Source organism: Paraburkholderia tropica, assembly GCF_900109265.1.
Lineage (GTDB): Bacteria > Pseudomonadota > Gammaproteobacteria > Burkholderiales > Burkholderiaceae > Paraburkholderia > Paraburkholderia tropica.
In genome coordinates this window covers 85,015-111,151 of sequence record NZ_FNZM01000022.1, presented here as the reverse complement: position 1 = coordinate 111,151, position 26,137 = coordinate 85,015, and the positions used below count along the sequence as shown (strand labels likewise).

Sequence of the window (26,137 nt, the reverse complement as noted above, 5' to 3'; positions counted from 1 at the left end):
GTTTGCGTGGTGTTGTCATCGTGCGTTCCTTGAATGAGGGCGTGACGCTATTGGAACGCCGCTACGTATCCCGGTTGTTTCCGCCGATGCGTGGAAATGTAAGCGCGTGTTGCGAAGCGGGCCGCCGATACAGTGGGCTACAAATGCGCGTCACTCGATCCCAACCCGCGACGCCGTCACGCGGCGCTCGGTTGCAGGCAACGAGCACGCGAGAGTGGCGCGGTCGTGCGGCGCATGTCGTCGCGTTCGGCGATGCGGTGCTCGTCGAGCGTGGTGACGGCCGCCGAAAACACGTAGCCTTCGTTGCGCAGCGTCTTGATGTAGCGGGCCATGCGCGCCGTGTCGTTGAGGCGCTGCCGCAATCGGCTCACGAGCAGATCAATCGAGCGGTCGAACGGATCGGCGCTGCGCCGCTGCGTGAGATTGAGCAACTGGTCGCGCGTGAGTACGCGCTGCGGATGATCGAGAAACACGCGCAGCAGACGATATTCTGCGCCGCTGAGCGCGACCGGCGTGTCGTGCGGATCGAGCAGACGGCGCGCGGTGGTGTCGAGTCGCCAGTTGCCGAAGCCGAGTGTAGCGGGGCCTTCTTCGGCATGCAGATCGGGCGGCAGCATCCGCGTGCGCCGCAGCACGGCGCGGATGCGCGCGAGCAGTTCACGCGGCGGGAAGGGCTTGGTCAGATAGTCGTCGGCGCCCATTTCGAGGCCGACGATGCGGTCCATCACATCGTTGCGAGCGGTGACCATCAGCACCGGCATGAGACGATGGCGGCTCTCGCGCAGCGCGCGATAAAGCGTGAGTCCGTCTTCGCCGGGCAGGATGAGGTCGAGCAGGATCAGGTCCGGCGGGCTGCGTTCGAGCGCATCGTGCATCTCGCGCCCGTTGGCGGCGCGCGTGGTCCGCATGCCGTTTTTCTCAAGATAGTTGCCGACCAGTTCGCGCAGGTCGCGGTCGTCGTCGACGATCAGCACATGGTCGATTTTGTCCATGATGGTCATAAGCGACGCGGTGCGCCGCGTCCGGTTTGCGTGGAGCGCCGGCCGCGCTTTCGTGCGCGTAGCCGCCTGACTCCGATTCAAACAGATTAGCCGCTGCGCGCTGTGTATTCCATCCGGATCTGGATTGAGTCTATAGACGAAAAAGGATAGGGGACCCTATACGTCCGTATAAGGGTGGGGGGTGCAGTATTCAAATCCCGCTCAGACGCATTTTCAGTCAATTGATAATTCGATGACGTGATATTTGAAGGCGGCAGGGGAAATAAAAAAACTACACACCGGACATAATCGGGATACATGCGCTGACTTTAATGAGGGCCGGCGTTTCGGAATCGACCGCGCGTCAAAGCAGTCGCGCGGTCGCGTTTCCGAATCGACTCTTCTCTCATGAACAGGACGATCCAGCATGCCTTCGAATGAATTTTCCCCGATGCGGCGCAGTCTGCTGACCGCCACTGCGGCGGCCGGTGTGCTCTCGCTGTTTCCTGAAGCGATTTACGCCAGTGCCGCCACGCCCGATATCCGTCCGTTCAAGGCGAATATTCCCGACTCCGCACTCGACGATCTGCGCCGCCGCCTGGCGAATACCCGCTGGCCGGGAAAAGAAACCGTCGCCGACGAATCGCAGGGTGTGAAACTCGCGCGCATGCAGCAACTGGTTCAATACTGGGGAACGGGTTACGACTGGCGTAAAGGCGAAGCGAAGCTCAATGCTTTTCCGATGTTCATCACGGAAATCGACGGGCTCGATATTCAGTTCATTCACGTCCGCTCGCGCCATGCCAATGCGCTGCCGCTGATCATGACGCACGGCTGGCCCGGCTCGATTTTCGAATTGATCAAGGCAATTGGACCGCTGACCGATCCGACCGCTTATGGCGCGAGTGCCGACGACGCGTTCCACGTCGTAGTGCCCTCGCTGCCAGGCTTTGGCTTTTCGGGCAAACCTGCGCAGCCGGGCTGGGGCTCGGACCATATCGCGCGCGCGTGGGGCGTGTTGATGGCGCGGCTCGGTTACGAGCGCTTCGTTTCGCAGGGCGGCGACTGCGGCTCGGTGATCTCGCAACGCATGGCGATGCAGCACGTGAAGGGCTTGATCGGCATACACGTGAACATGCCGGCCACAGTGCCGCCCGATATCGCGCGGCATCTCGCGCTGGACGATCCCGCGCCTGCCGGACTTTCGGCGGACGAAAAGCGCGCATACGAGAAGCTGAGCGTGTTCTATCGCGACAATTGCGGCTATTCCGCCATGATGGTGACACGTCCGCAAACCGTGGGCTATGCGCTCGCCGATTCGCCGGTGGGACAGGCGGCGTGGATGTACGACAAGATTTCGCAATGGACCTATAGCGGCGGCATTCCCGAGCATTCGCTGACGCGCGATGAAATACTCGACGATATCTCGCTCTACTGGCTGACCAATAGCGCGACGTCGTCGGCGCAAATCTATTGGGAAGATCATTCCAACAATTTCAACGCGGTCGATATCGGCTTGCCCACGGCAATTACGGTATTCCCCGGCGAGATTTATCAGGCGCCGCGCAGTTGGGCCGAGCGCGCCTATCACAACCTCGTCTACTTCAACACGGTGGAGAAGGGCGGCCATTTCGCCGCGTGGGAGGAGCCGCTGCTGTTCGCACAGGAAGTGCGCGCCGGCTTTCGGCCCATGCGCAAGCTGGCGTGATCGCTGGACTAAAATGCAGAGAAAAGGCAATGCGGTCGTTGAATGAAGTACCTAATGATCGCGAATGGCCGCCGAATTGGCGCGGGAATGGAGGCAGCAAATGATCCGGTGAGTGGCAATCAATCGCTGCCATAGGCATCGAATGGCGGTTATTGGCGGGTGATTGCGTGGACCGGCGAGAGGGCTTTTGTTACCATCGGTTATTCGCCCTTCATAACAATCGATGCGCTTTTCTCGCCAGCGGCCCATTTGCCCACGATGTCCAACTCCACGCCCGCACCGCTCTCGACGGACCCAGACGGCACTATCGTCTATATCGTCGACGACGACGCGTTGTTTCGCCGCGCGTTGACCGGGCTGTTGCGCTCCGCCGGGCTGGCGGTGCGGGCGTTCGATTCCACCGAGGCCTTTCTCGCCGCGCCGCGACCTGCCACGCCGTCGTGCCTGCTGCTCGACGTGCGTCTGCAAGGCCGCAGCGGTCTCGCGTTTCAGGCCGAGCTGAGCGAAGGCGGGCGCGCGCATCTGCCGATCATCTTCATGACCGGCTACGGCGACATCGCCATGTCGGTGAAAGCGATGAAGGCGGGCGCGGTGGACTTTCTTGCGAAGCCGTTTCGCGATCAGGACATCATCGACGCCGTGCTCGCGGCGCTCGAGAAAGACGCCAACCGCCTCGCAGCCGATCGCGCGCTGCACACGTTGCGCGCGGGCTGGGACTCGCTCACGCCGCGCGAGCGCGAAGTGCTCCAGCATGTTGCGGCCGGCCTCATGAACAAGCAGATCGCCGCGAATATGGGCATTGCCGAAATCACCGCGAAGATTCATCGCGGCCAGGCCATGAAAAAAGTGAACGCTCGTTCCGTGGCGGAGTTGATGCGAAAGATGGAAGCCCTTGGCATTGCGCATCTGCGTGCCTGAGTTCGCGCGACTACACGGTCGTGCAGGCCTGCTGCGCGATATCTATACCATCAGATGATGGCGGCGCGGCACGGCGTCCCGTATTCTGACGCTGCCGCGCGAATGCCTCGTTGCCCGCGCGTTAGTTAACGTCCGCGTGCCTTTGCGGCGCACGGTTCAGAACAACGACGGGAGAACGACTATGCGAGCGTATCCGGCAGCTTCGTGCGATACGCCCGCGCGTGCGTGCGAGTCTGCGCCGCGTCGCCCGGTCGCCGGATCCGCCGGAATGATGCCGCGCGTGCTTTCGGCGTTGTTGGCGGCACTACTGGCGGCGGCGTGCGGTTACGCCGCCTTTGCGATGTACGCCACGCCGTCGTCCGTCGCGCATGAGCCCTATCGTTTCGTCGCGCCGCTGGTGCTGCCCGCGCTTGCGGCGCTCGCTTTCATCACGTTCCAGTATGGCGCGTTGCGCGCGCAACTACGTCGCCATGCTCAGGCATTCGAAGCCGAAGCCGAAGCGGGCGAAGGCGTGGGCCTCGCCTTACCCGAATCCGGCCCCGCGCCGATGGCACGGCTCGCGCGTGCCGCCAATCGTTGCGCGCGTCAACGCGCGGGTCGCCAGGCTGAATTGCTGCATGTGCTGGCCGCTTACGCGCACGATCTGCGCACGCCGCTCACGCGCATGGGCATGCGTTGCGAACTGCTCGACGACGACGCGACGCGTGACGCGCTGCAACGCGATCTCGCCGAAATGGCGGAGCTGGTTGAAGGCAGTTTGTCGTGCGCGCGCATGCAGTGCAGCGCCGATGAGCCGATGCGTTCCGTCGATGCGGATAGCCTGCTCGACCTGCTGATCGCCGACTATCGCGACGCAGGCCGCATCGTCACGCTCGACGGTCGGGTGGGCCGCCCTCTCGTTACCTGCCCTCACGCGTTGCGCCGCGTGCTCGTGAACCTGATCGACAATGCACTGCGTTATGGCGACGACGTGTGCCTGAGCGTGCGTGTGGAAACGCGGCGGCTCGTGATTGCGGTGCTCGATACGGGTCCGGGCATCGTGCCCGCGCAACTCGAAGCGGTGTTTCTGCCGTGGTATCGCGCGCCCGGCACGGCGGCGGCGACGCCGGGTTCGGGATTGGGACTCGCCATCGCGCGACGTCTGACGCACGCGATGCGTGGCGAACTACATCTGGAGAATCGCTGCACGGGCGGGCTGGAAGCGCGCCTGACGTTGCCGCTAAACGCGCCTTGACGGGTCAATTCACGCGTGTGATGCGCATGATGCGCTTCAGGTGCCGGGCAGCGTCACGGTCACGATTGTCGTGCCGCCCAAACGCTCGGTGAGTTCGTGATGCGCGCTACGTGACCCCCACCAGCGCGAACGGCGCGCCTGCGCACGATGCCCAACCACGACGAGATCGGGATTGAACGCCTGCGTATGGCGCAAGACGACATCGTTCAAGCGACCGAAGCTCACATAGCCGCTCGCGACAATGCCATCGCCGGTCAACTGGCGCACCGCATGATCGAGCGTGCTGCGCGCGAGTTCCTCCAGACGATGAAACGCGAGGTCGCTCAGCAGGCCAGCGCAATGCGCATTGGCGCTTTCGGCATCGACGACGGACATGACATCCACCTGCGCCGATAACGCGAGCGAGAGTTGCGCGCAGCGTTCGAGCGCGGCCTGGGCTTCGGCGCTGCCGTCGTACACGAGCAGCAATTTCGCAAAGGGAGACATGACGTCGAAGACCGTGAATTTGGTCGTGATTTTGAATTTAAGTGGCACGAACAAAACAGCCCATGCGGGGTGTTTATTCCGCAAGCCTCTTTTACAACCCGATCTTTTCAGTGGCGCGAACGCGGACATATTCCGACATAAATTTCAGCCCGCGTTGCGCTATAACGATGCAAACCGAACACCGCGAAATGCGCGTCACAGACAACCACGCGCAATGTGCCGGACAAGCCTCACGCGAATATGATCGATACACTCGTTTGCCATGAATCGACACACCGTACGCTCGATTCATCGCGAGGTTTCGCCGCCGTGCGAGGCCGCTACTCCTTTCGAAGTTCATCTGGCAAACGATCATGTCCGAGTCCTGCACCGCACTTTCGTCGAATGTCCGCCAACGATTCTTTATCGATGGCGATTGGGTATCGAGTCATTCCGATCAACGTCACACGATCATTTCTCCGGCGACCGAAACGCCGTTCATGTCCGTGCCGCTCGCGGATGCCGTCGACATCGGGCGCGCAGTATCGGCGGCGCGGCGCGCGTTCGATCACGGGCCGTGGCCGCGTCTGTCCGGACCGGAACGCGCCGGCTATCTGAAGCGTCTGACGCAGGCGTTGCGCGAGCGCCTGCCGTTGCTCGCGCAACTCTGGACCGATCAGGTCGGCGCGCCCGCGTCGTTCGCGCAGAAGCTCACGCCGTTTGGCGCGAGCCGCTTCGATTTTTTCGCCACGCTCGCCGAGCACTATGCGTTCGACGACTGGCGGCCGACGCAGCGCGGACGCGCCTGCGTGCGCCGCGTGCCGGTGGGCGTCGCGGCGCTGATTGCGCCGTGGAATGCGACCTTTCCCATCGTCTCGCAGAAGATCGCCGCGGCGCTGGCGGCCGGCTGCACGATGGTCGTGAAGTCGCCGCCCGAGTGTCCGTTCGACGCTCTCATCATCGCGGAATGCGCGGCGGCCGCGGGCATTCCGCCCGGGGTGCTCAACGTGGTCACGGCGGGACGCGAAGCGGGCGCGCAACTCGTGCAGTCGCGCGATATCGACAAGATCAGCTTTACCGGCAGCGTGGCGACGGGCCAATGGATTCAGCGCGCGGCGACTGACCGGCTCGCGCGCGTGACGCTCGAACTCGGCGGCAAGTCGGCAGCGATTCTGCTCGACGATGTCGATCTGCCCGCCGCGCTGGCGGCGCTCGTGCCGTTCACGATGCCGTTCTCGGGGCAGATCTGCTTCGCGCAGACGCGCGTGCTCGTGCCTCGTCATCGTCACGACGAAATCGCCGAGGCGTATGCAAGTGTCGTCGCGCGCATGAAGGTGGGTGATCCGCATGACGCCAATACGGCCATCGGTCCCGTGCTCAATGCTACGCAGCGCGAGCGTGTACGCGGCTATATCGAACGCGGCATCGCCGAAGGCGCGGCGCTCGTGACGGGCGGCTCCGGAAATGCGGGATTCGAGCGCGGCTTTTACGTTGCGCCCACGGTGTTCAGCCGCGTGACGTCGACCATGGCGATCGCGCGCGAGGAAATCTTCGGCCCGGTCGTGTCGATCCTGCCGTACGACAGCGTCGATCAGGCAGTCGAGATCGCCAATGACTCGGACTACGGTTTGAGCGGTTCGGTGTTCGGCGCGGATGGCGAGCGCGCATTCGAGGTGGCGTGCCGCTTACGTACGGGCAACGTCGGTATCAACGGCGTGGAGATTGCGCCCAACGTGCCGTTCGGCGGCATGAAGCGTTCGGGCATCGGTCGGGAAGGCGGACGCGAAGGGCTCGAAGCGTACCTCGAAACGCAGGCGATATTCGTTCCGGGCGCGGCGGCGTAACGCCGAACGCGGAATTCGATAACAAGGAAGCCAGCCATGAACTTCGAGAAGCACGAGATGACGCTCGACGGCGATCCGCACGCGAGCGAAATCTGGTCGGACGTCATGCTCAACGTTCACGGCTTGCATTGCGAGTTCGATGCACGCCGGCCGGCGATGTCGCGCGTGAAGGGCTGGCGGCTCGGCGCAGTCGGTTTCTCGCTGGCCGATCTCGCGGTGCTCACGCTCACGCCGGTCGGCACGGAACGCGCGTCGTGGCAAGGCGACTGGCTGTTCGTGAAGCTCGTGACGGCGGGTCATGTTCACGTGCGCAGCCGCGACGCGATCCGGCGTTTCGATGCGGGCAGCCTGTTCGTGATCGATCCCGCGTGGCCGTTCACCGAAATCTTCGACGAGCGCGCGCGCCTCACCGTGCTACGCATTCCGAAAGCGGCGCTGCGCGAGCGCGGCGTGCAGTATTCGAAGCCCGCGCCGCTGACGGTCGACGCGCGCTGCGCGGACGTACAGGCGACGCGCGACATTATCCAGTGCATGGCCGCGCAGACCGTCGCGCCCAGCCGCCATACGCAAACCATGATGGGCGAGCAATTGATCGAATTGATTCAACACGCCGTACTCGACCCCGATGCACGGGCGGCACGACGCAGTTCCGACGCGCTGATCTGGCAGGCGAAGCGCTTTATCGAGCAACACATCGGCGATACGGGACTCGACACGGCGGCGATTGCCGGCGCGGTTCACGTCTCGCCGCAGCATCTGCAACGCGTGTTTCGCGCGCAAGGCGGCACGCCGATGCGTTACGTCTGGCAAGCGCGGCTCGCACGCGCCGCGCACCTGCTGCGCAGCGATCCGGCGGCGGGCGTGTCGATTCAGGAGATTGCGTGGCAATGCGGCTTCGCCACGGCCGCGCACTTCAGCCGCTTGTTCAAGCAGCAATACGGCGAGCCGCCTTCGGACTTTCGTCACTCGGGCTCGCCGCTGGCGGTGTGACCGCCGGATTAACTCGCGGAGATTTCGGGCGGCGCGGATCGCTGGCCGAGTACTTCGTCGTCGCGGCCTTCGGCGATCTGCTTGCCGATGGCCGAGAGCGCGTTGTCGTCGAGCGCGGCGATCAGCGCGTAACTCAGATTGGCGCGCCGCCACGTGAGCACGTTGAGGCTGTCCACGTGCTGACGCTTCATCGCCGTATCGGGCCTGTCGTCCTTCATCACGCAGAGCGCAACCGGCAAGCCGGTTTTCGGCAGATAGACGATCTGCACGAGCGGCTTGGTGTTGAAGCGCAGGCGTTGAATGCGTTTGAACGTGAGGCCCGCCGCGCGCAGATCGGGCACGCGCAGCGGCACGCCGTCGTCGCTGTGAATCTGCTCGATCACGCGCGCCGCCACCGTCATGTCGGGCATGTCGCTGGAAACCGTGTCGCGCGTATAGAGGCGCTGATAGTTGACCGCTGCGGCGACCCACGGCATGACGCCGGGCGCGGACGTGGCCACGGCAACAGGATGCGCGCCGTCGCCCGGCAGCCATCCCGGCGCCAGGCTGAGCACGAGCGCGCCGCACGCGGCGCACGTGAACGCACCGGCGAGGAACGGCCAGGCAAAGCGCGGCCACGCGAAGCGCGTGCGTTGCGCGTTGCGTGCTCGCGTTGAAATTTGCATTGCAGCGTTCGCATGATGTTGCGCGTTGGCCGCCGGATTGCGCTTTAGCGCGCCGATGGGCGTGATGTCCGCCGTCGACGCGAGCGCGACGTCATCTGCGCCGTTCTGCGTGCCGCCATATGCGCGGCTCAGTTCCGCGACGCGTTGCGCGAGCCGCTCGGGCACGGGCGGCAGCCGCTGATGCGCGAACGCATGCCGATACCGCAGCGCCGACGCCTGGAGGCAGGCCACGCGCCGCGCGACGTCGGGCGACACGCTCATCGTCTTCTCCACGTTCTCGCGCTCGCGCGGCGTGAGTTCGCCGTCCACGTACGCCATGAGCAGGACGTCATCCATATTCATGCCCCAGGTTCCTCACTATTGGCCACGCCGGTTATGCGCTTTTCTTCTTCTGCCCTTCGATCAGGGCGCCGATCGCCTGGCGAGCCCGTGAAAGCCGGCTCATGATCGTGCCGATGGGCACGCCGAGCACCTCGGCCGCTTCGCTGTAACTGAGTCCTTCTACGGCAACGAGCAGCATCACCACGCGCTGCACTTCGGGCAACTGCTGCACGGCCGCGATGATCTGTCCGTTCATCGCCTGTTCCTCGGGCGTGCGCGCGGACGGGTCCGGCACCGTCTCCAGAAAGCCATCGTCCCAGTCCATGCCCGAACGGTTGCGCACGTTGCGCGCGCGCAGCTCGTTGATCCACGTGGATTGCACGATCGAGAACATCCAGCTCAGCGGCGCGGTGCCCGGCTGCAATTGATGTGCGCGTTCGAGCCCGCGTACGCAGGCGCGCTGCACGAGGTCTTCGGCGTCGTGCTGATCGCCGGAGATGCGCAGCGCGAACGACCATAAACGCGGCAGCATGGCGGGCAGAAGGGCGGACAGGTCGGCGACGGTCATCAGCGTGACGTCCCGTCCTGAACGGCGCGGCCACGGCTCGGCGTGCGCGCGGCGCGCACAAGACTCATGCGGCGCACGCGCTCGTGCATCGGAGCCGATTCGAGATTCTCGCTGGATTCCATGGGGCGACGCTTGTGTTGGCTGAAATTCGCCTGAATAGAACACCGGCGGGGCGGCCGATATTCCCTCTTTGTTTCATGTCGGCGAGCGCGCGCTTTTTCGTGCTTGCGCGCGGCTCGCCTGCTGCTTCAGACGACCGTGATCGTCGTTTCGATGTTGCCGCGCGTGGCCTTCGAGTACGGGCAGGTTTGATGCGCGGCGTGCGCGAGCGCTTGCGCGGTCTCGGCGTCGAGGCCGGGCAACGAGACATTCAGACGTGCCTGTAGCGAATACGAGCCGTCGTTCACGACGAGATCGATTTCCGTATCGACGGCCGCGTCTTTCGGCAGTGCCACTTTGAGCTTGCTCGCAGCGAGACCCATCGCGCCGATGAAGCAGGCCGACCAGCCCGCTGCCAGCAGTTGTTCCGGATTCGTGCCCGGCGCGGACGAGCCGGGTGCGGAGAGCTTGATGTCCAGTCGGCCGTCGCTGCTGCGCGCGGCGCCGTCGCGGCCGCCGGTGGTGTGAGTCTTGCCCGTGTAGAGCACTTTTGCGGTGTTTTCCATGATGGGTTCCCTGGTGGGTAATGATTCGGAATTGAGGACTGAATTGACGACAGGACGCATTAGACCGGGTCAACTTATCTGGCATGTGTCCCGTCATGCGCGAATTGCAAGGCTATGTATCTGCCACGCGGTTTCGACACACTGAGATACATAAGCGCGACGTGCGCGATCGAATCGACGCCTGAAAACAGGCGTGAAATGCGCGTCGAACTGAAATATGCGAGATACAAACGCGTGCTGAAATGCAAGGCCGTTTCTTTCAGGCGCGTTCGTCATCTGGCGATTCGCGTTCAGCTCATGACGCTCATGCAGAACGAACCTCATGAATTTGCCGACGAACCGGCCGTGTCGAACGTGTCCAACGTTTCGATCGTGCGCAAGCGCGCGAAAACGTCGTGAAGGAATTGAAGGGCCTCGATGCGGTGATGGCGACGCAACCCTCGGTCGAGCACGCGGCGGGCTTCCTCGGCCATGTGCTTGCATTCGACGCGCTGCTGTCGAATCTCGGCGATGCGCCGATTCCGTCGAGCTACGCGGGGCTGAAGCTCGAAGCGTTATGGTGACCGCTCGTGTCGTCGGGCTTCGCCGACGACAGGTGATCGGCGTTTGCGCGCTCGACGGCGTCCTGCGGATCACGCACGCGAGTTATGGCGCGCTGCCGGAACTGCTTGTGCAGATGGAGGCGGTATTGCGCGAGGCCGTCGCGCCATGAAGACAGCGACGGCCTCGTCACCACGATAAGGCGCGGCGCGTGTGGCGCGCGCCGCTCGTCACGCGATCAGGGTGCTTCGTACGTCATCAGCTTGCTGGCGACCGTTTGCACGCCAGCGACCTTCGATGCGGTGTCCTGAGCAATCTGGTCCTGCGACTCGTCGAGGATCGTGCCGGCCAGCACGACCTTGCCGGTGCGCGCCTTCGCGAACACGGCGATGTCGGTGTCGTTGAGCGCCTTCGTGCTGTAGATCGCCTGACGCACCTTCTTGGCCAGCGCCACGTTGGCGGCGTGATCGGCCTTCATTTGGGCGCGGATCTGTTCCTTGGTGAGCGCCGGGGCATCGGCGTTGGCGGCGGTCTGGGCGAGCGCGGCGGAAGAAAGCAGCGCGGCGGCGGCTGCCGCAAGAAGTTTGGAGCGAAGCGTCATGGCATCACCTGTTGACGTTTGAAGGAAGAACTTGGTGCCAGGGCAGTGCGTGCAGCGTTGCCCGGGTTGCAAGAAAGCATAGCCCGCGGCCTGACGCGCAGCCATTAGACCTTCGGTGTTCATCCCCTATACGAAAGGAAACTGCGGTGCATACCTCGGGTTATCCGGCATCGCGCTTTGTGATGCGCAAAGCGCGACGTACGCGAACATCGGCACGCGCGCAAACACCGCTGCGCGCGCGTCGTCCCACAGTGTGAGCCGCGTATGAAAATGGAAAGCACCGTGAAGTGCGAGAGGCACCGCGCGCGTCGCGCGCACGAGTCAATGCGAAAGCGCCGCGTGCAATGCGGTGGTCAGATCGGCTACGCTGACCGGCTTGATGAGGAAGGCGTTCGCGCCCAGCGCCAGCGCGCGCTGGCGCAGTTCGGGCATCGGATACGCGGTGATGAAAAGCGTGGGGATGGGCTGTGTCGCGTCGATCAGGCGCGCGAACATGTCCACGCCGCTCATGCCCGGCATCTGCACGTCGGAAATAATGCAGGCGGGGCGCGCGCGCGCAACGGCGGCCAACAACTCCGCGCCGGATTCGAAAGTCACGACTTCGTAATCGAGCGACCTCAAGAGGCTCGACAAGCCCGAGCGGACCGACGCGTCGTCGTCGACCACCCAGATCACTGTTGGCGTACACAAAACTGTCTCTCCCATGGCGTGCCGGAGGGCGGAACGGCTGATCCGTCGCGTGTACGCGGTTCAAGCTTACCTGACGGCAAAAAGCCCCGAAACCATACGGACGTATATGTAGGGTTCACCTCGGTGAGCAGCTATCATTCCAGGCGGGTCACGAGCCGGGTCAAGAGCCGGGCTGGGCGCACATCGGCACGACAGTCGTTCGGGCCGCTCGCTCACGCCGGATCGGCGCGATCGGGCAACATCCGGTTGCGACTCAAACATTACAAAATCAATTCGAATCTATTTCATAGGCATTTCTCCGTGCCGTGCCGCGAGGGGTTTCATCGCGCGGGGCCAGGCATCGCGGTGGAGTGGGATATGGTCCAAATCGGTAGCGAACGTGACGAGCGCAGCCTCGCGACGGCGAGCAGCGCGACGACGCACGTTCGCGACATCGGCGCGTCTGACGATGCGATCGCTCAGGAAGAAGCCAAAATCTGCGCGCGCCTCAAGGCATTGCGGCTCGCGCGGCGTATCGATCTGAAAACGCTCGCGGCGTTGTCGGGCTTTACCGAAGAACAATTGCGCAGCATGGAAAGCGGCGTGCGCGCGCCGCCGTTCGCGTCGCTGGCGCGGCTCGGGCGCTGCCTTGGCGAAGACCTCAGCTATTTCTTCGTCGACCGTTCGCCCGCGCAGGCGCAGCAAGCCGACCGGCGCATTTCGATCGTGCGCAACGGCGAGCGCAAGCCGGTGGCTAAAGACGACGCCGCGCTCGGTTTCGAATACGCGACGCTCGCGCATCATATGGCGCGCAAGCGCATGGAGCCGCTGTATTTCACGTTTTCCGCGCACGCGCAGCACGATTATTTTTTCGAGCATCCGGGCGAGGAATTCGTGTTCGTGCTCGAAGGACAACTCGATTTCGAAATCGTGATCGATAAAGAAGTCAGGATGATCCGTCTCGAACAGGGAGACAGCTTCTATTTCGATTCGGCGCTGCCGCATCGCTGCTTTGCGGCGGGCGCGGACGCGAGGGCGCTGATGGTGGTGGTGAATCAGGAGGACAAGTCGTGAGCGACACGCCGACCGGCGCGGCAACCGACGCGGCCACCGTCTACGTGATCGACGACGACGAGCGGCTGCGCGAAGCGCTCAAGAGCCTGCTGGAATCGGTGGGATTTCGCGTGGCCGCGTTTGCCTCGACGAGTGCGTTTCGCGCGTATGCAAGAGCCGAGGTGCCGAGCTGCCTGATTCTCGACGTGCGCCTCAAAGGCGAAAGCGGGCTGGAATTCCAGCAGTGGGCGGCGGCAAACGCGATTTTCATGCCGATCATTTTCATGACCGGTTATGGCGACGTGGAAATGTCGGTGCGCGCGATGAAGGGCGGTGCGGTGAATTTCCTCGCGAAGCCGTTTCGCGAGCAGGACATGATCGAGGCGGTAACCGAGGCACTGGCGCGCGACGCGGCGCGCCTGAAGGCGCAAACGTTGGCGAGCACGCTGCGCGAGCAGTTCTCGACGCTGACGCCGCGCGAACGCGACATCGCCGTGCTGGTGGCGGCGGGCAACATGAACAAGGCGACGGCGAGCCAGCTCGAACTCAGCGAAATGACCGTGAAGATTTATCGCGCGCGGGTGATGAAGAAGCTTGCGGCGCGCACGACCGCCGAACTGGTGCGCAAGGTCCGCGCGCTGCAGACGGATGGCGCGACATGGCCGCCTTAACGAGTTCGATAACGCGTTCGATAACGAGCACGACAGCGGGCCTAACAGCGGGCCTAACAGCGGGCACGCTGTCAAACGCGCTTCGGCAAGCGGCATCGTCATAACAAGAACAGAACACCGGTAACAGAATTGGCCAACCTGCGCTGGCGTCGGGGCGTCGGGGTCAGGCATCGTGCAGAGCTGCATGGGGAACATCGATGGAGAACAATGCATATCACGCTGCGCCGAAGGTCGACGACGCGATGGTCTACGTGATCGACGACGACGAGTCGATCTGCGCGGCGCTTTCGAGTCTGCTGCGCTCGTCGGGCTTCAGCGTGCAGACTTTCACGCGGATCGAGGAATTTCTTTCGGCGCCGCGACCGGCCGCGCCGAGCTGCCTGCTGCTCGACGTGCGTCTGCGCGGCGAGAGCGGGCTCACGTTTCAGCAGAGCGCGCGCCAGCATCAGGTAGACATGCCGATCATCTTCATGACGGCGCATGGCGACATCGAAATGTCGGTGCGTGCGATGAAGGCCGGCGCGCTCGATTTCCTGACCAAGCCGGTGCGCGACCAGCGCGTGATCGACGCGGTCTCGAGCGCCATCGGCCGTCACGCGGCGTGGCTCGAACGCAACCGCTCCGAGGCGTCGCTGCGCGCGCGTTACGACCTGCTGACGGCGCGCGAGCGCGAAGTGGTGTCGTACGTCGTCGAAGGGCTGCTGAACAAGCAGATCGCCGGTGAGCTGAACCTTAGCGAAATCACCATCAAGATCCATCGCAGTTCGGCGATGCGCAAGCTCGAAGCGCAGTCGGTCGCCGATCTGGTGCGCAAGATGGAAGTCATCAGCGCGGCGGCGCAGGCACGCTTTTGACGGAGACTTTTATGGCCGTACTGGCGCAGCGGCTGGCCAGCAACGAAATTCCGGGCTGGGAAGCGACCGGCGCGGCGGATATCTATGGACGCGTGATCGGCGCGGAGCTGCTGCAGCGCGACGACGACCAGACGCTCTGGCGCGCCATTGCCGAAGGCTGCGAACAGCCGCTGTTCGTGAAGGTGCCGTCCGCGGCCGCCGACACGCGCGCCCTGCTCGCCTCGTTCGAAAAAGAATACAGCCTGCGCGAAGCGATCGATCCGGAATGGGGGCTGTGCCCGCGCGAGCTGTTTCGCAACGGCGGCCAGTTTCTGCTGACGCTCCAGCATTGCGAGGCCACGCCGCTGAGCCGCCAGATCGCGAACGCCCGCTCGCTGCGGCAGTTTCTATCGCTGGCCGTGTCGCTGTCCGCCGCGCTCAAGGGCATGCACGCACAAGGTCTCGTGCACAACACGCTGAGTCCCGCCAATCTGTTCGCGGGCAGCGATTCGCGCATGTGGATCACGGGTTTCGGCAACGCGTCGAGCGCCTTCGGCAACGGCGTGGCGTGCGGCGAGGGCGGCGTGATCGCCATGAGCCGGCTGCCCTATCTCGCGCCCGAACGCACCAGCACGGCGAGCCAGCATGGCGATCCGCGCAGCGATCTTTACGCGCTCGGCGTGCTGCTCTATCAACTGCTGTCCGGGCACATGCCCTACGAGGCGCGCGAGCGGGAGGAGTGGGTGTATTCGCACCTCGTCAGCACGCCGCGGCCGTTGCGCAACAGCGTGCCCGACCTGCGCCCGCAGATCGAATTCGTCATCAGCAAGCTGCTCGCGAAGGCCGCCGACGACCGCTATCAGACGGCGGCGGGCGTCGAAGCCGATCTGCAATTGTGCCTCGAAGAACTCACACAGGGCGTCGAGATTTCGCCGGCATCGCTTGGGCGCGGCGACCGCAAATCGCGCGCGGTGTTTCCGGTGCGCACCTATGGGCGCCAGCGCGAACTGGAGCAATTGCACGGGGCGCTCGAACGCGTGCGCAAAACCGGCGACGCGATGGCGGTGATCGTGGAAGGCGAGCCGGGCGTCGGCAAGACCTTTTTCATCGATGAATTCAAGCGCAATATCGGCGCGGCGGGCGTGCATTTCACGCTGGGCAAATTCGATCAATACAACGACAGCATTCCCTATGCGGCTTTCGTGCAGGTGCTGCGCGGTCTCGTGCGGCCGCTGCTGCGCAAGACGGGGCCGGAAATCGCGCTGTGGCGCGCGCGGTTCGAGGAGGCGGTCGGCAAGAGCGGACAACTGATCGTCAATCTGGTGCCGGAGATCGGCGCGATTGTCGGGCCGCAGCCGGCGTGTGCGGCCTTGCCGCCGCAGGAAGCCACCAATCGTTTTCTGCTGGTGGTGAAGCGTTTTCTCATGCTGTTCTCGGACAAGCAGCGCCCGCTCGTGCTGTTTCTCGACGACGTGCAATGGCTCGATTCCGGCACGCTCGAAATCATCGACGGTTTGTCGTCGGATGCGGAGTTGCGCAATCTGCTGCTGGTGCTCGCGCACCGAAGCATCGAACTCGGCCGTTCGCGCGTGGCGAGCGAGCGCCTGAACAGCATTCTGTTCGGCCGCAAGGTGACCGAGCGCATCGGTCTGCGGCCGCTCGCGCTGCCCGACATCGTGAGCCTGATTGCCGAAGCGCTCGACGAAGGGCCGGGCGTGGTCGCGCCGCTGGCTTCGGTGATCTTCGAGAAGAGCGGCGGCAATCCGTTCTTCACGATCGAGTTCCTGCGCGAGCTGATTCAGGAGCGCCTGATTGTCTCCGACGTGTTCCGCGTGGGCTGGACGTGGGACCTCGACCGCATTCGCGACAAGGGCTATACGGGCAACGTGGTCGATCTGCTGACGATCCGCCTCACGCGCCTGCACGAAGACACCAAGCGCGTGCTGTCGATCTTCGCCTGCCTCGGCGGCACGGCGCGCGTGGGCTCGCTCGCGCGGGTGCTCGGGCTGGAGAGCGGCCAGGTGCTCGCGACGATGCGCGAGGCGGAATCGGCGGGACTCGTCTCGCGCAAGGGCGACGCGTATCGCTTCGTGCACGACCGCGTGCAGGAGGCGTCGTACGCCATGCTCGGCGAGGCCGAACGCGAAGCGGCGCATGCGCAGATCGGCACGCGTCTGCTCTCGGCCATGCCCGTGGCGCCAGCGACCGCCGAAGTGTTCGAGGCCGTGGGTCACTTGAACCGCTCGCAACGCCGGCTGTCGTGCGCCGACCGCGCGCGCCTCGCGGAACTCGACGTGATCGCGGGCAACGCCGCGAAGGCGGCCGCCGCTTGGAGTTCGGCGCGCGAGTATTTCGCCCAGGCCGAGAAGCTCATCGTGCAGTACGGCGTGGGCGGCGCGAGCCTCGACGTGTTCAAGCTGCATCTCGATCTCGCGGAGTGCGAGTATCTGACCGGTGATTTTCATCGCGCCATCGACACGGCGCGCACGGCGCGCGGCTATGCCGCGAATCTGCTCGAACGCGCGAGCGCGATGCGCATGGAGATCCGCATTCATCAGGCGGCGGGCGATTACCGGCTGGCGGTGGAAACGACCTTCCATGCGCTCGCGCTGCTTGATGTGGACGTACGCAACGAAGCGTTCGACGACGCGACCGTGCAGCAGCAACTCGCTGCGTTGCGCGCGCAGTGCCGCGTGCGTCCGATGCGCGATCTGCTCACGCGCGGCTGCGTGCAGGACCCGATGCACGAAGCGGTGATCGGTCTCATCATCGATGCGATTCCGAGCGCGTATATCGGCGTCTCGAATCTGTTTCCGATGCTCGTGCTCAAGGCCACCGAGCTGAGTCTCGCGCACGGCAACACGCGTTTGTCCGGATACGTGTACGCCATTTTTGCGCTGCTGCTGGTGGGCAGCGCGCGCGATTTCGATCTCGCGCTGCAGTTCTCCGAGCTCTCGCTGGAGGTCAACGAGCGCTATGGCGAGGCGCGTCTGAACGGCACGCTGCTGCATCTGCATGCGGATCACGTGCTGATCTGGCGGCGACCGTTTCGCACCGCGATTCCCGTGCTCAGCCGTGCGATGAGCCAGTGCGTGGAAGCCGGCGATTTCATCTACGCGGGCTATATCGCCTTCGAAGGCATCTGGCTCGCGTACGAGCGCGGCGAGCATTTGAGCGAAGTGATCGCGCTGGGCCGCGAGAACGCGCGCTTCGCGAACGAGCTGCGCAACAAGGCCATCTGCGTCACCATCGAACTCGAATTGATGTTCCTGCTGCGTTTGCAGGGCATCGAGCCGGGCGGCGCGGGTATTACGTCGACGCATCGCGAACTCGTCGAAAGCGTGCGCGAAGCGCAGTTCGGTTGCGGCATTGCGTTCGCCGCGATCATGGAGATGAAGGAAGACTTTCTGCACAACCGCTTCGCCACGGTGCTGGAGCGGGCCAAAGAAGTCGAGCCGCTGTTGGGCGCGGTCATGGCGATGCCGATTGAAGTCACGTATCACTTCATTCGCGCGCTGTCGATTCTGCGCGTGCTCGACGAGCGCGTGGAAGGCCTGACCGAAAGCGCGCAAGCCGATCTGGTTGGCTCGATGGATCGGCTCAAGGCATGGGCCGACAGTTCGCCGGAGAACTACGGCAGCCGCCATGCGCTGGTGATGGCCGAATACGCGCGTCTGGTCGGCGATGTCGAGCAGGCCGGTCAGGCGTACGAGCACGCCATTGCGCTCGCGCGCGAGAACGGCCAGCCGCATTGCGAGGCGATCGCGCATGAGTTTTCCGCGCACTTCTACGCGCGGCGCGAATTGCGTTCGCTGGCGCAGGCGTGTCTGCGTTCGGCGCGCGACGCTTACGCGCGTTGGGGCGCCGACGCCAAGGTGCGTAATCTCGAACAGGCGTTCCAGCATCTGCGCGAACCGGCGGTCTCGGTGCGCGGCGCGGCGGCGCAGGTTGCGCCGCTCGGCACGGTCGACGTGGCGGCGATGGTGCAGCTTTCGCAGGCCGTATCGAGCGAGATCGATCTCGACAAACTCGTGCAGGCGTTCATGCGCATCGCCGTTCGTCATAGCGGCGCGCAGCGCGCATTGCTGATCCTTTGGTCGGGCGAGAGTTTTCGCATCGCGGCCGAAGCGGGTTTCGACAAAAGCGGCATTACGGTGCGTGCGAATGATCTCGGCCTGTGCGAAAGCGTGCTGCCGCTCACGGTGGTGCGCCATGTGATGCGCGTGCGCGAGAACGTCGTGATCGAAGACGGTGCGGAGCCGAACGACTTCCGCGACGACCGTTATCTGATTGCGGGACGCTGCCGTTCGCTGTTGTGCCTGCCGCTGTTGCGGCACGGCGAACTCGTCGGCGTGCTGTATATGGAAAACGGCATCACGCCCTATGTGTTCGATGTCGCGCGCGTGAATCTGATGAACATGCTGGCTTCGCAGGCGGCTATTTCGATCGAGAACGCGCGCCTGTATTCGGCGCTCAAGCGCGAGAACATCGAGCGCCGTCACACCGAAGAACGGCTGCGGCGCAGCGAGGCGTTTCTGGAGGAAGGCCAGCGCATCAGCAAGACCGGCACGTGGATCTGGAACGCGACGACGGGCGAGATGCTGTGGTCGCGCGAGAACTATGAACTGTGGGGCGTGGAAGTGGCGTGCGCGAGCCCGACGCTCGAAATGTGTCTGGAGCGCGTACAGATCGAGGACCGGCTGCGTTTCAAGGAAGTGTTCGCGAATGCGATCTGCGAAGACGGCATGCACAGCTTCGAGTTTTCGACGGTGCAGGGCAATGGCGCGGTGCGTCGCTTGCAGGTGATTTTCCGGCCGTGGTCGAGCCGCGAAGGCGGCGAGGGTGCCGTCGCGAACGATACTGTCGCGGCGGCGCAAACGCAGGGCAACGGCGAAATCGCCGCGCGCGAATATATCGGCTCGACCACCGACGTGACCGAGCGGCGCGCCTCCGAAGATGCATTGCGGCGCAGCGAGATGTATCTCTCGGAAGCGCAGCGCCTGAGCAATATCGGCAGCGTGGGCTGGAACGTGGAGTCGCGCGACATGACGTGTTCCGCGCAGACGTGGCGCATTCTCGAAGTGAGCGAGCCACGCCAGCCGCATATGGACTTCATGCTGGAGCGCATTCATCCCGACGATGTCGAGCAGGTCCGGCGCGCGCTGCGCGAGGCCGAGGCGCGCGCGTCGATCGTCGAAGTCGAGTACCGCGTGTGCGTGGCGCGCGGCGCGATCAAGTATCTGCGCATGGTCGCGCGGCCGGTCGGCAACGCGCAGTCGAAGGCGGTCGAGTACGTGGGCGCGCTCGCCGACATGACCGAGATCCACCAGGCGCAGAACGCGTTGCTGCGCGCGCAGGCGGAACTCACGCACGTGACGCGCGTGTCCACGCTCGGCGAGCTGACCGCTTCGATCGCGCACGATCTCAAGCAGCCGCTGATGGCGATCATCACGCACGGCGAAGCGGGCATGCGCTGGCTGAATCGCGCGGTGCCGTCGCTCGACGAGGCGCGCACGAATCTCGCGCGCATCGTCAGCGATGCGGATCGCGCGAGCGAGGTCATCAACCGGCTGCGCGCGCTGGCGCGCAAGGAGCGCTCGAACCGCGCCGCCATCGACATGACGCAGACGGTGGCCGAAGTGGTCGCGCTGGTGCGTCAGGAACTGGAAAAGAATGACATTCGCCTGCGCGTGGTGACGGGCGGCGAACTGCCGAGGGTGGCCGCCGACAAGATCCAGATTCAGCAGGTCCTGATGAACCTCGTCTTCAACGGCATGCATTCGATCCTGCGTTCGGCGGGCGGCGCGCGCGTGCTGCGGATCTCGGCGGAATTGTCGGACACGCACGCGGTGCGCGTGTCGGTGAGCGATTCCGGCACCGGCATTCCCGCCGATATCATCGACCGGCTGTTCGAGCCGTTCTTCACGACGAAGTCGGACGGCATGGGCCTCGGGCTCTCGATTTGCCGCTCGATCGTGGACGAGCATCGCGGCACGATCTGGGCCATCAACAACGACGACGCCGGCGCGACCTTCTGCTTCGAACTCTCGGCGCTCGACGCCGCCGCCGTATGAGCCACGCCGACGCGAGCCTCCAGCAACTCGCCGACTATCAGGTCACGCTGCTGCGTGCGGGGCCGATTGCGCTGTATCGCGGCGTCGATCGCGAAGGCAGCCGCCTGCTGTTCGCGGTCGCGCAGGACGAGTTCGCGCAGCGCGCGCAGGTCGCGCAACTCGAGCACGAATATGCGTTGCGCGGGCGTCTGGCCGCGCCTTGGGCCGCGCGTCCGCTCGCGCAGTTGCGCGAGAACGGCCGCTTCGCGCTGGCGCTTGAGGATACGGGCGGCACGCCGCTGCGGCAGCGCTGGGGCGCGCCGCAGAAGACCGGGCGCTTCCTGCGCGTGTCGATGGCGATGGCTGCGGCGGTGGCGTCGCTGCATCGGGCCGGGCTGGTGCATGGCGATCTGAACCCCGACAACATTCTGCTCGACGCGGACGAACGCTCGGCCTGTCTCACGGGCTTCGGTTGCGCGCAGCGTGCCGATGCCGACGTCGCGCATGAGGCGCTGCCGGGCTGGCGCGGGGCGATGGAGTACATGTCGCCGGAGCGCTGCGCGCGCGCCGACCGCGCGCCGGATGGCCGCGCGGACCTTTATTCGCTCGGCTGCCTCTTCTACGAAATGCTGACCGGCGTGCTGCCGCTCACGGGCGCGGACCGTATCGCGCTCGCGCATGCGCATCTCGCGAAGCCGCCGATCCGGCCATCGGCGTATGCGCTCGGGCTGCCGCGTCAGGTCGAGGCGATCGTCATGAAGCTGCTCGCGAAGAATCCCGACGAGCGCTATCAATCCGCGACGGGCTTGCTCGCCGATCTCGCACGCTGCGCGCGAACCGCTGCGGGCGTTGAATCCGCTGAACCATCCGAACCCGTCGAACCCGCCAATGCCGCCGCGAATCCGCCCGCGAATCGGCCCGCGGATTCGCCGGCTTTTCCGCTCGATCTGCACGCGACGGTGGCGGTCGGCCGCCGCGCGGGCGCGCTGTACGGACGACGCGCGCAACTCGACGCGCTCGACGCGACCTTGCGCCGCGTGAGCGACAGCGGCGGTGCGGAACTTGTGTTCGTGAGCGGCTATTCGGGCAGCGGCAAGTCGGCGCTGGTCGCGCAATGGGCCAACGCGACCGGCGCGGCGGCGATCGCCTTTGCGCGCGGCGTCTGCGAACAGCTCGATTCGACCTTGCCATACGGCGCGCTGGCCCGCGCGCTCGAACGCCTGATCCATCCGATTCTCGGTCAGGACGACGCCGGCTTCGCGGCCACGCGCGCGCGTCTCGCCGCACGCCTCGGCGCGCGCGCGAGCCTGCTCTATGCGCTGCTGCCCGACCTGAAGCTGATTCTGGGCGATCCGGCGCACGGCGACGATGCCACGTTCAACGTGGACCGCGCGCGTTATCTGCGCACGCTCGCCGATCTGCTCAAGGGACTCGCGCAGCCCGGGCGCAGCGTCGTACTGTTCCTCGACGACCTGCAATGGGCGGACGAAGGCACGCTCACGGTGCTCGACCATCTGACGCGCGACGACGAACTGGCGCACGTCATGCTGATCGCGGCGTATCGCAGTAACGAAGTCGGCGCCGAGCACGCGGTCGCGCGTCTGATCGGCGAGGCGCGCGGCCGCCATCAGGTGCTGGCGGTGGAGCCGCTCGACCGCGGCGACGTGGTGCAACTGATCGGCGACACGCTCGGCTGCGAACTGGATGCCGCGCATCCGGTGATCGATCTGATCCGCGAAAAGACCGGCGGCAATCCGTTTTTCACGCTGCAATTCGCGGCCGAACTGTCGAGCGAAGGACTGATCGAGTTCGAGCAGAAAGGCACGCTGCGGCTGCGCGATGTCGACGGCATCCGCGCGAAGCTCTATTCAGACAATGTCGCCGACCTCATGCTGCTGCGTTTCGCGCGGCTGGGCGCGGCGGCGCGGCGCGCGCTGCAGATGATGGCGTGTCTGGGCGCGGCTGTGAAGCTCGACGATCTCGCCGCCGCCGCGGGTCTGAGCACGGACGCGGCGCTGGCGAGCCTGCACGAAGCGCTGCACGCGTCGCTGATCGACCGCGACGCGCAGGTGCTGCGTTTCGCGCACGACCGCATTCGCGAGGCCGCCTATGCGTCGATGAGCGACGCCGCGCGCCTGAGCACGCATCTCGACGCGGGCCGCCGCCTCGCGATGCGTCTGCGCGAGGACGCGCCCACCGACGAGCTGTTCGTGGTCGCCAACCAGATCAATCGCGGCGCGGCGCACATCGAGGACGCCGACGAACGCGCCCGCTTCGCGCGCCTCAATCTGCTGGCGGGCGAACGGGCGAAGGCGGCGACCGCGTACACCTCGGCGCTCGTCTATTTCGAAACGGCCGCCGCGCTGATCGACGCCCACGCCGACGCCGAAATCGCGCAATGGACCGAGTTCTATCGCGCCGACGTCGAATGCCTGATCGGCACGCTGGCGCCCGCCGAGGCGCGTCTGAGCACGCTCGCGCGCAAGCCCATCGGCATGACGCTGCGCGCCGAACTCACGCGTTTGACGGCCAGTCTGCAAACGGCGCAGAGCCGCCAGACCCAGGCGCTCGCGACGGGGCTCGATTTTCTCGCGCGCCTCGGCGTGCGTATCGACGAGCGGCCCGGCGACGAGGTGGTCCACGCACTGCATGCGCAATTGCGCGACGCGCTCGGCGAGCGGCCCGTGGCGCAGCTCGCAACGCTCGGCTGGGTGGACGATCCGCTCTGGCGCGCGGCGCTCGACGTGCTCGCGGACCTGATTCCGCCCGCGCTGTTCATCGACGTCAATCTGCTCGACGTGATCCTGCTGAACATGGCGCTGCTGAGCGTGCGGCACGGTTTGTCCGATTCGGCGGCTTATGGTTTCGTCTGCCTGAATCTGGTGTTCGCGGAGCGTTACGGCGATCACCGGACCGGCTATGAATTCGCGCAACTGGCCGTCGATATTGTCGATCGCTGCAGGCAGTCGCGCTACAGGTCGCGCATCTACATGCGCTTCGGCAGCCTCGTGATTCCGTGGACGCGGCCCGCGCAAGACGGCATGCCCTATATCGAGCAGGCCACGAAGGTCGCGCGCGAAAGCGGCGATCTGGTGTTCGACGTCTCGGGCGCGCGCAACGTGACGAGCGTGCTGCTGCTGGCGGGCCGTCCGCTCGACGAGGTGCTCGTGCAGGCGCAGAACGGCCTGAACGTGGCGCGGCTGTCGAAGTTCTTTCTGTACTCGGGAATCTTCCGCGCGCAGATTGCGTTGATCGAGCAGGTGCGTGATGGACGTGATGGACGCGACATGCACGCCGTCGACGAAGAAGCGCAGCGCGACCTCGAACTCGTGAAGTCGAACGCGACGAGCGTGGGCTTCGCGTACTGGACCTGCAGGTTGCAGGCGAGCGTGATCGGCGGCGATCTGGCGGCGGCGCTCGAAGCGGAGGCGGCGGCGCAGCGCGCGATCGGCGCCTCGCGCATGTTCCTCGAATTGATCGAATATCGCTTCTTCGGCGCGCTCGCGCGGGCGAAGGCGTACATGCTCGCGGCCGCGCCCGCCGAAGCGGCGGCGCATCGCGCGGCGCTCGATGCGCATCATGCGCAACTGGCCGGGTGGGCGCGTGTGGGGCCCGCGAATCTCACGGGCCGCGCCGCGCTGGTCGAAGCCGAGATCGCGCGCATCGATGGCCGCGCGGGCGATGCGGAGCGGCTCTACAACAAGGCGATTCGCCACGCGCACGAACGGCGCATCCTGCATGTCGAGGCCATTGCCTGCGAACTCGCGGCGGATTTTCATCGGCAACAGGGACTCGCCACGGTTGCCGACGCGTACCTGCGCGACGCCTCGCACGCCTACGCGTGGTGGGGCGCGAACGCGAAGGTGCGCGCGCTTACGGAGCGCGGCGCGAAACCGGAAAGCGCTGCGGGCGCGCTGGCGGCGAGCGCGGACTATCCGGCGCAGCAACTCGATGTGGCGGCGGTGATCAAGGCGTCGAGCGCGCTGTCGAGCGAGATCGTGCTGAGCCGCCTGATCGAAACGCTGGTGCTCGTCACGCTCGAACACGCCGGGGCGCAGCGCTGTGTGCTGGCATTGCAGCACGAAGCGCCGCCGGGCGATGCATCGCGCGAGACACGCTGGCAGATCCACGCCGAAGCGGCGACGCTCGCCGAACTCGCGGAAGTCAACGTCGTGCGGCGCGCGGTGTCGAGCGAGGATTTGCCGCTCACGGTACTGCGCACGGTGATGCGCACGGGTCAGCCGCTCGCGCTGGGCGACGCGGCCGGCGACGGGGCTTACACGCGCGACGACTACGTGCGCCGCACGCGCGTGAAGTCGCTGCTGTGCATGCCGCTGCTGCGTCAGGGCGGGCTGGTCGGCCTGCTATTTCTGGAGAACCGCCTCAGCCAAAACGCCTTCACCGACGACAAAATCGCCGTGCTCTCGGTACTCGGCGCGCAGGCGGCGATCGCGCTCGAAAACGCGCGGCTTTATCACGACATGGTCGAGCAGAATCAGCGGATCGCGCACACCGAGGAAGCGTTGCGCAACGCGATGGCGGAACTGGCGCGCGTGACGCGGCTTACGACGATGGGCCAGTTCGTGGCGTCCATCGCGCACGAAATCAGCCAGCCGGTGAGCGCGATTCATTCGTCGGCATCGGCGGGCGTGCATTGGCTCAATCGCGAGCCGCCCGCCGTCGACGAGGCGCGCAAGCTGTTCGAACTCGTCGCGAACGAAAGCCAGCGCGCCTCGGACGTGATTCACGGCATGCGCGAACTCGCGCGCAACGTGCCGCCGCGCCTCACGGTGTTCGACTTGCGCGGCGCGGTGTCGGAAGCGCTGCTGCTCGCGGGCGCCGAAGTCGATCATCACGACGTGGAGGTGCGCAACCGCATCGCGTCGGGTTGCTTCGTGAAGGGCGATCGCATCCAGATCCAGCAGGTCGCGCTCAATCTGATCGTCAATGCGGTGGAGGCGATGGGCGGCGCGGCGTCGCCCGAGCGGCTGCTCGACCTGTCGAGTACGATCGACGACGACGGCCGCGCGCGCATCACGGTCGCCGATACGGGACCGGGACTCGACGCCACGGTCGCCCATTCGCTGTTCGAACCGTTCGTGACGACCAAGGCGACGGGCATGGGACTCGGGCTGTCGATCTGCCGCTCGATCGTCGAGCGTCATGGCGGCACGCTCGACGTCGAACCGAATACGCCGTGCGGTACGCGCTTCGTGTTCTCGCTGGCCGCCGCGTTCGGCCCCGGCGACGCCGCTCCGGAATGAGCCGGTTCGCCTTTTTGTGCATACGCACAGATTCGGGGCGCGAGAGCGGCGCGATCGGGCGAATCGGCGCCCGGCGCATACCTCGCGCGCGCCCG

At 65.3% G+C, this 26,137-nt stretch carries 19 protein-coding genes; 12 read left to right on the top strand and 7 right to left on the bottom strand.

The features are described from left to right. Window positions 1-176 precede the first annotated feature (176 nt). Window positions 177-992 (bottom strand): response regulator, encoded by an 816-nt coding sequence (locus tag BMY06_RS31065; RefSeq protein WP_080180902.1) that lies wholly within the window; start codon window positions 990-992, stop codon window positions 177-179. A gap of 415 nt (window positions 993-1,407) precedes the next feature. Between BMY06_RS31065 and BMY06_RS31060 the strand changes: the two genes are divergently transcribed. From BMY06_RS31060 to BMY06_RS31050, 3 genes are all read left to right on the top strand, one after another. After that, the gene (locus BMY06_RS31060; RefSeq protein ID WP_074986942.1) at window positions 1,408-2,688 is read left to right on the top strand and encodes an epoxide hydrolase family protein; all 1,281 of its coding nucleotides are present in this window, start codon (window positions 1,408-1,410) and stop codon (window positions 2,686-2,688) included. 258 nt (window positions 2,689-2,946) lie between these two features. After that, entirely contained in the window at window positions 2,947-3,606 is a 660-nt protein-coding gene (locus tag BMY06_RS31055) for a response regulator transcription factor (RefSeq protein WP_074986941.1), read from the top strand. Between the two features lie 268 nt (window positions 3,607-3,874). Further along, entirely contained in the window at window positions 3,875-4,840 is a 966-nt protein-coding gene (locus tag BMY06_RS31050) for a sensor histidine kinase (protein WP_110328785.1), read from the top strand. Window positions 4,841-4,876: 36 nt separating this feature from the next. Here the strand turns inward: BMY06_RS31050 and BMY06_RS31045 are convergent, their stop codons facing one another. Beyond that, window positions 4,877-5,326 (bottom strand): universal stress protein, encoded by a 450-nt coding sequence (locus BMY06_RS31045; RefSeq protein WP_065058860.1) that lies wholly within the window; start codon window positions 5,324-5,326, stop codon window positions 4,877-4,879. A 353-nt stretch (window positions 5,327-5,679) separates the two neighbouring features. Here BMY06_RS31045 and BMY06_RS31040 point away from each other — a divergent pair, with 353 nt between their 5' ends. Further along, window positions 5,680-7,149, top strand: coding sequence for an aldehyde dehydrogenase (locus BMY06_RS31040; protein ID WP_074986940.1), 1,470 nt, complete (start codon window positions 5,680-5,682; stop codon window positions 7,147-7,149). Between the two features lie 36 nt (window positions 7,150-7,185). Next, a complete protein-coding gene (locus tag BMY06_RS31035; protein WP_065058668.1) occupies window positions 7,186-8,139 on the top strand; it encodes an AraC family transcriptional regulator in 954 nt (317 codons plus the stop codon). An 8-nt stretch (window positions 8,140-8,147) separates the two neighbouring features. Here BMY06_RS31035 and BMY06_RS31030 read toward each other — a convergent pair whose 3' ends face one another. The 3 genes from BMY06_RS31030 to BMY06_RS31020 all read right to left on the bottom strand — a co-directional run bounded on the left by BMY06_RS31030 (window position 8,148) and on the right by BMY06_RS31020 (window position 10,358). Further along, complete coding sequence (locus BMY06_RS31030) at window positions 8,148-9,146, bottom strand: anti-sigma factor family protein (RefSeq protein WP_074986939.1); 999 nt, start codon at window positions 9,144-9,146, stop codon at window positions 8,148-8,150. Between the two features lie 31 nt (window positions 9,147-9,177). After that, a complete protein-coding gene (locus BMY06_RS31025) occupies window positions 9,178-9,693 on the bottom strand; it encodes an RNA polymerase sigma factor (RefSeq protein WP_074986938.1) in 516 nt (171 codons plus the stop codon). Between the two features lie 248 nt (window positions 9,694-9,941). Next, complete coding sequence (locus BMY06_RS31020; RefSeq protein WP_065058673.1) at window positions 9,942-10,358, bottom strand: organic hydroperoxide resistance protein; 417 nt, start codon at window positions 10,356-10,358, stop codon at window positions 9,942-9,944. A gap of 395 nt (window positions 10,359-10,753) precedes the next feature. Between BMY06_RS31020 and BMY06_RS39750 the strand changes: the two genes are divergently transcribed. Beyond that, the gene (locus BMY06_RS39750) at window positions 10,754-10,921 is read left to right on the top strand and encodes a hypothetical protein (RefSeq protein ID WP_161495610.1); all 168 of its coding nucleotides are present in this window, start codon (window positions 10,754-10,756) and stop codon (window positions 10,919-10,921) included. After that, on the top strand, window positions 10,915-11,070 hold the full coding sequence (locus BMY06_RS39745; RefSeq protein WP_161495609.1) for a hypothetical protein: 156 nt from the start codon (window positions 10,915-10,917) through the stop codon (window positions 11,068-11,070). Before BMY06_RS39750 ends, BMY06_RS39745 begins: the two co-directional genes overlap by 7 nt. Window positions 11,071-11,136: 66 nt before the next feature. Here BMY06_RS39745 and BMY06_RS31010 read toward each other — a convergent pair whose 3' ends face one another. Further along, complete coding sequence (locus BMY06_RS31010) at window positions 11,137-11,499, bottom strand: BON domain-containing protein (protein WP_065058679.1); 363 nt, start codon at window positions 11,497-11,499, stop codon at window positions 11,137-11,139. 321 nt (window positions 11,500-11,820) lie between these two features. Continuing rightward, window positions 11,821-12,189 carry a response regulator gene (locus tag BMY06_RS31005; protein ID WP_231957468.1) on the bottom strand — a complete coding sequence of 123 codons (369 nt, stop codon included), beginning with the start codon at window positions 12,187-12,189 and terminating at the stop codon, window positions 11,821-11,823. A 357-nt stretch (window positions 12,190-12,546) separates the two neighbouring features. Between BMY06_RS31005 and BMY06_RS31000 the strand changes: the two genes are divergently transcribed. The 5 genes from BMY06_RS31000 to BMY06_RS30980 all read left to right on the top strand — a co-directional run bounded on the left by BMY06_RS31000 (window position 12,547) and on the right by BMY06_RS30980 (window position 26,042). Next, window positions 12,547-13,242, top strand: a complete 696-nt coding sequence (locus tag BMY06_RS31000; protein WP_080180883.1) for a helix-turn-helix domain-containing protein — start codon at window positions 12,547-12,549, stop codon at window positions 13,240-13,242. Next, window positions 13,239-13,892 carry a response regulator transcription factor gene (locus BMY06_RS30995; protein ID WP_074986936.1) on the top strand — a complete coding sequence of 218 codons (654 nt, stop codon included), beginning with the start codon at window positions 13,239-13,241 and terminating at the stop codon, window positions 13,890-13,892. The genes BMY06_RS31000 and BMY06_RS30995 overlap by 4 nt, the downstream gene beginning before the upstream one ends. Before the next feature lie 197 nt (window positions 13,893-14,089). After that, window positions 14,090-14,746 carry a response regulator transcription factor gene (locus BMY06_RS30990; RefSeq protein ID WP_065058684.1) on the top strand — a complete coding sequence of 219 codons (657 nt, stop codon included), beginning with the start codon at window positions 14,090-14,092 and terminating at the stop codon, window positions 14,744-14,746. 11 nt (window positions 14,747-14,757) lie between these two features. Further along, window positions 14,758-20,799, top strand: coding sequence for a trifunctional serine/threonine-protein kinase/ATP-binding protein/sensor histidine kinase (locus BMY06_RS30985; RefSeq protein WP_074986935.1), 6,042 nt, complete (start codon window positions 14,758-14,760; stop codon window positions 20,797-20,799). Then, window positions 20,796-26,042 (top strand): AAA family ATPase, encoded by a 5,247-nt coding sequence (locus BMY06_RS30980; RefSeq protein WP_074986934.1) that lies wholly within the window; start codon window positions 20,796-20,798, stop codon window positions 26,040-26,042. Before BMY06_RS30985 ends, BMY06_RS30980 begins: the two co-directional genes overlap by 4 nt. Window positions 26,043-26,137: the final 95 nt, after the last annotated feature.

What these genes read in the sequence shown, in the direction of transcription:
- BMY06_RS31035 (WP_065058668.1), top strand. Translation starts at nt 7,186, where the DNA reads ATGAACTTCGAGAAGCACGAGATGACGCTCGACGGCGATCCGCACGCG.
- BMY06_RS30980 (WP_074986934.1), top strand. Translation starts at nt 20,796, where the DNA reads ATGAGCCACGCCGACGCGAGCCTCCAGCAACTCGCCGACTATCAGGTC.
- BMY06_RS31030 (WP_074986939.1), bottom strand. Translation starts at nt 9,146, where the DNA reads ATGAATATGGATGACGTCCTGCTCATGGCGTACGTGGACGGCGAACTC.
- BMY06_RS39745 (WP_161495609.1), top strand. Translation starts at nt 10,915, where the DNA reads ATGGTGACCGCTCGTGTCGTCGGGCTTCGCCGACGACAGGTGATCGGC.
- BMY06_RS30985 (WP_074986935.1), top strand. Translation starts at nt 14,758, where the DNA reads ATGGCCGTACTGGCGCAGCGGCTGGCCAGCAACGAAATTCCGGGCTGG.
- BMY06_RS31055 (WP_074986941.1), top strand. Translation starts at nt 2,947, where the DNA reads ATGTCCAACTCCACGCCCGCACCGCTCTCGACGGACCCAGACGGCACT.
- BMY06_RS31025 (WP_074986938.1), bottom strand. Translation starts at nt 9,693, where the DNA reads ATGACCGTCGCCGACCTGTCCGCCCTTCTGCCCGCCATGCTGCCGCGT.
- BMY06_RS30990 (WP_065058684.1), top strand. Translation starts at nt 14,090, where the DNA reads ATGGAGAACAATGCATATCACGCTGCGCCGAAGGTCGACGACGCGATG.
- BMY06_RS31020 (WP_065058673.1), bottom strand. Translation starts at nt 10,358, where the DNA reads ATGGAAAACACCGCAAAAGTGCTCTACACGGGCAAGACTCACACCACC.
- BMY06_RS31045 (WP_065058860.1), bottom strand. Translation starts at nt 5,326, where the DNA reads ATGTCTCCCTTTGCGAAATTGCTGCTCGTGTACGACGGCAGCGCCGAA.
- BMY06_RS31050 (WP_110328785.1), top strand. Translation starts at nt 3,875, where the DNA reads ATGATGCCGCGCGTGCTTTCGGCGTTGTTGGCGGCACTACTGGCGGCG.
- BMY06_RS31065 (WP_080180902.1), bottom strand. Translation starts at nt 992, where the DNA reads ATGGACAAAATCGACCATGTGCTGATCGTCGACGACGACCGCGACCTG.
- BMY06_RS31060 (WP_074986942.1), top strand. Translation starts at nt 1,408, where the DNA reads ATGCCTTCGAATGAATTTTCCCCGATGCGGCGCAGTCTGCTGACCGCC.
- BMY06_RS31010 (WP_065058679.1), bottom strand. Translation starts at nt 11,499, where the DNA reads ATGACGCTTCGCTCCAAACTTCTTGCGGCAGCCGCCGCCGCGCTGCTT.
- BMY06_RS31000 (WP_080180883.1), top strand. Translation starts at nt 12,547, where the DNA reads ATGGTCCAAATCGGTAGCGAACGTGACGAGCGCAGCCTCGCGACGGCG.
- BMY06_RS31040 (WP_074986940.1), top strand. Translation starts at nt 5,680, where the DNA reads ATGTCCGAGTCCTGCACCGCACTTTCGTCGAATGTCCGCCAACGATTC.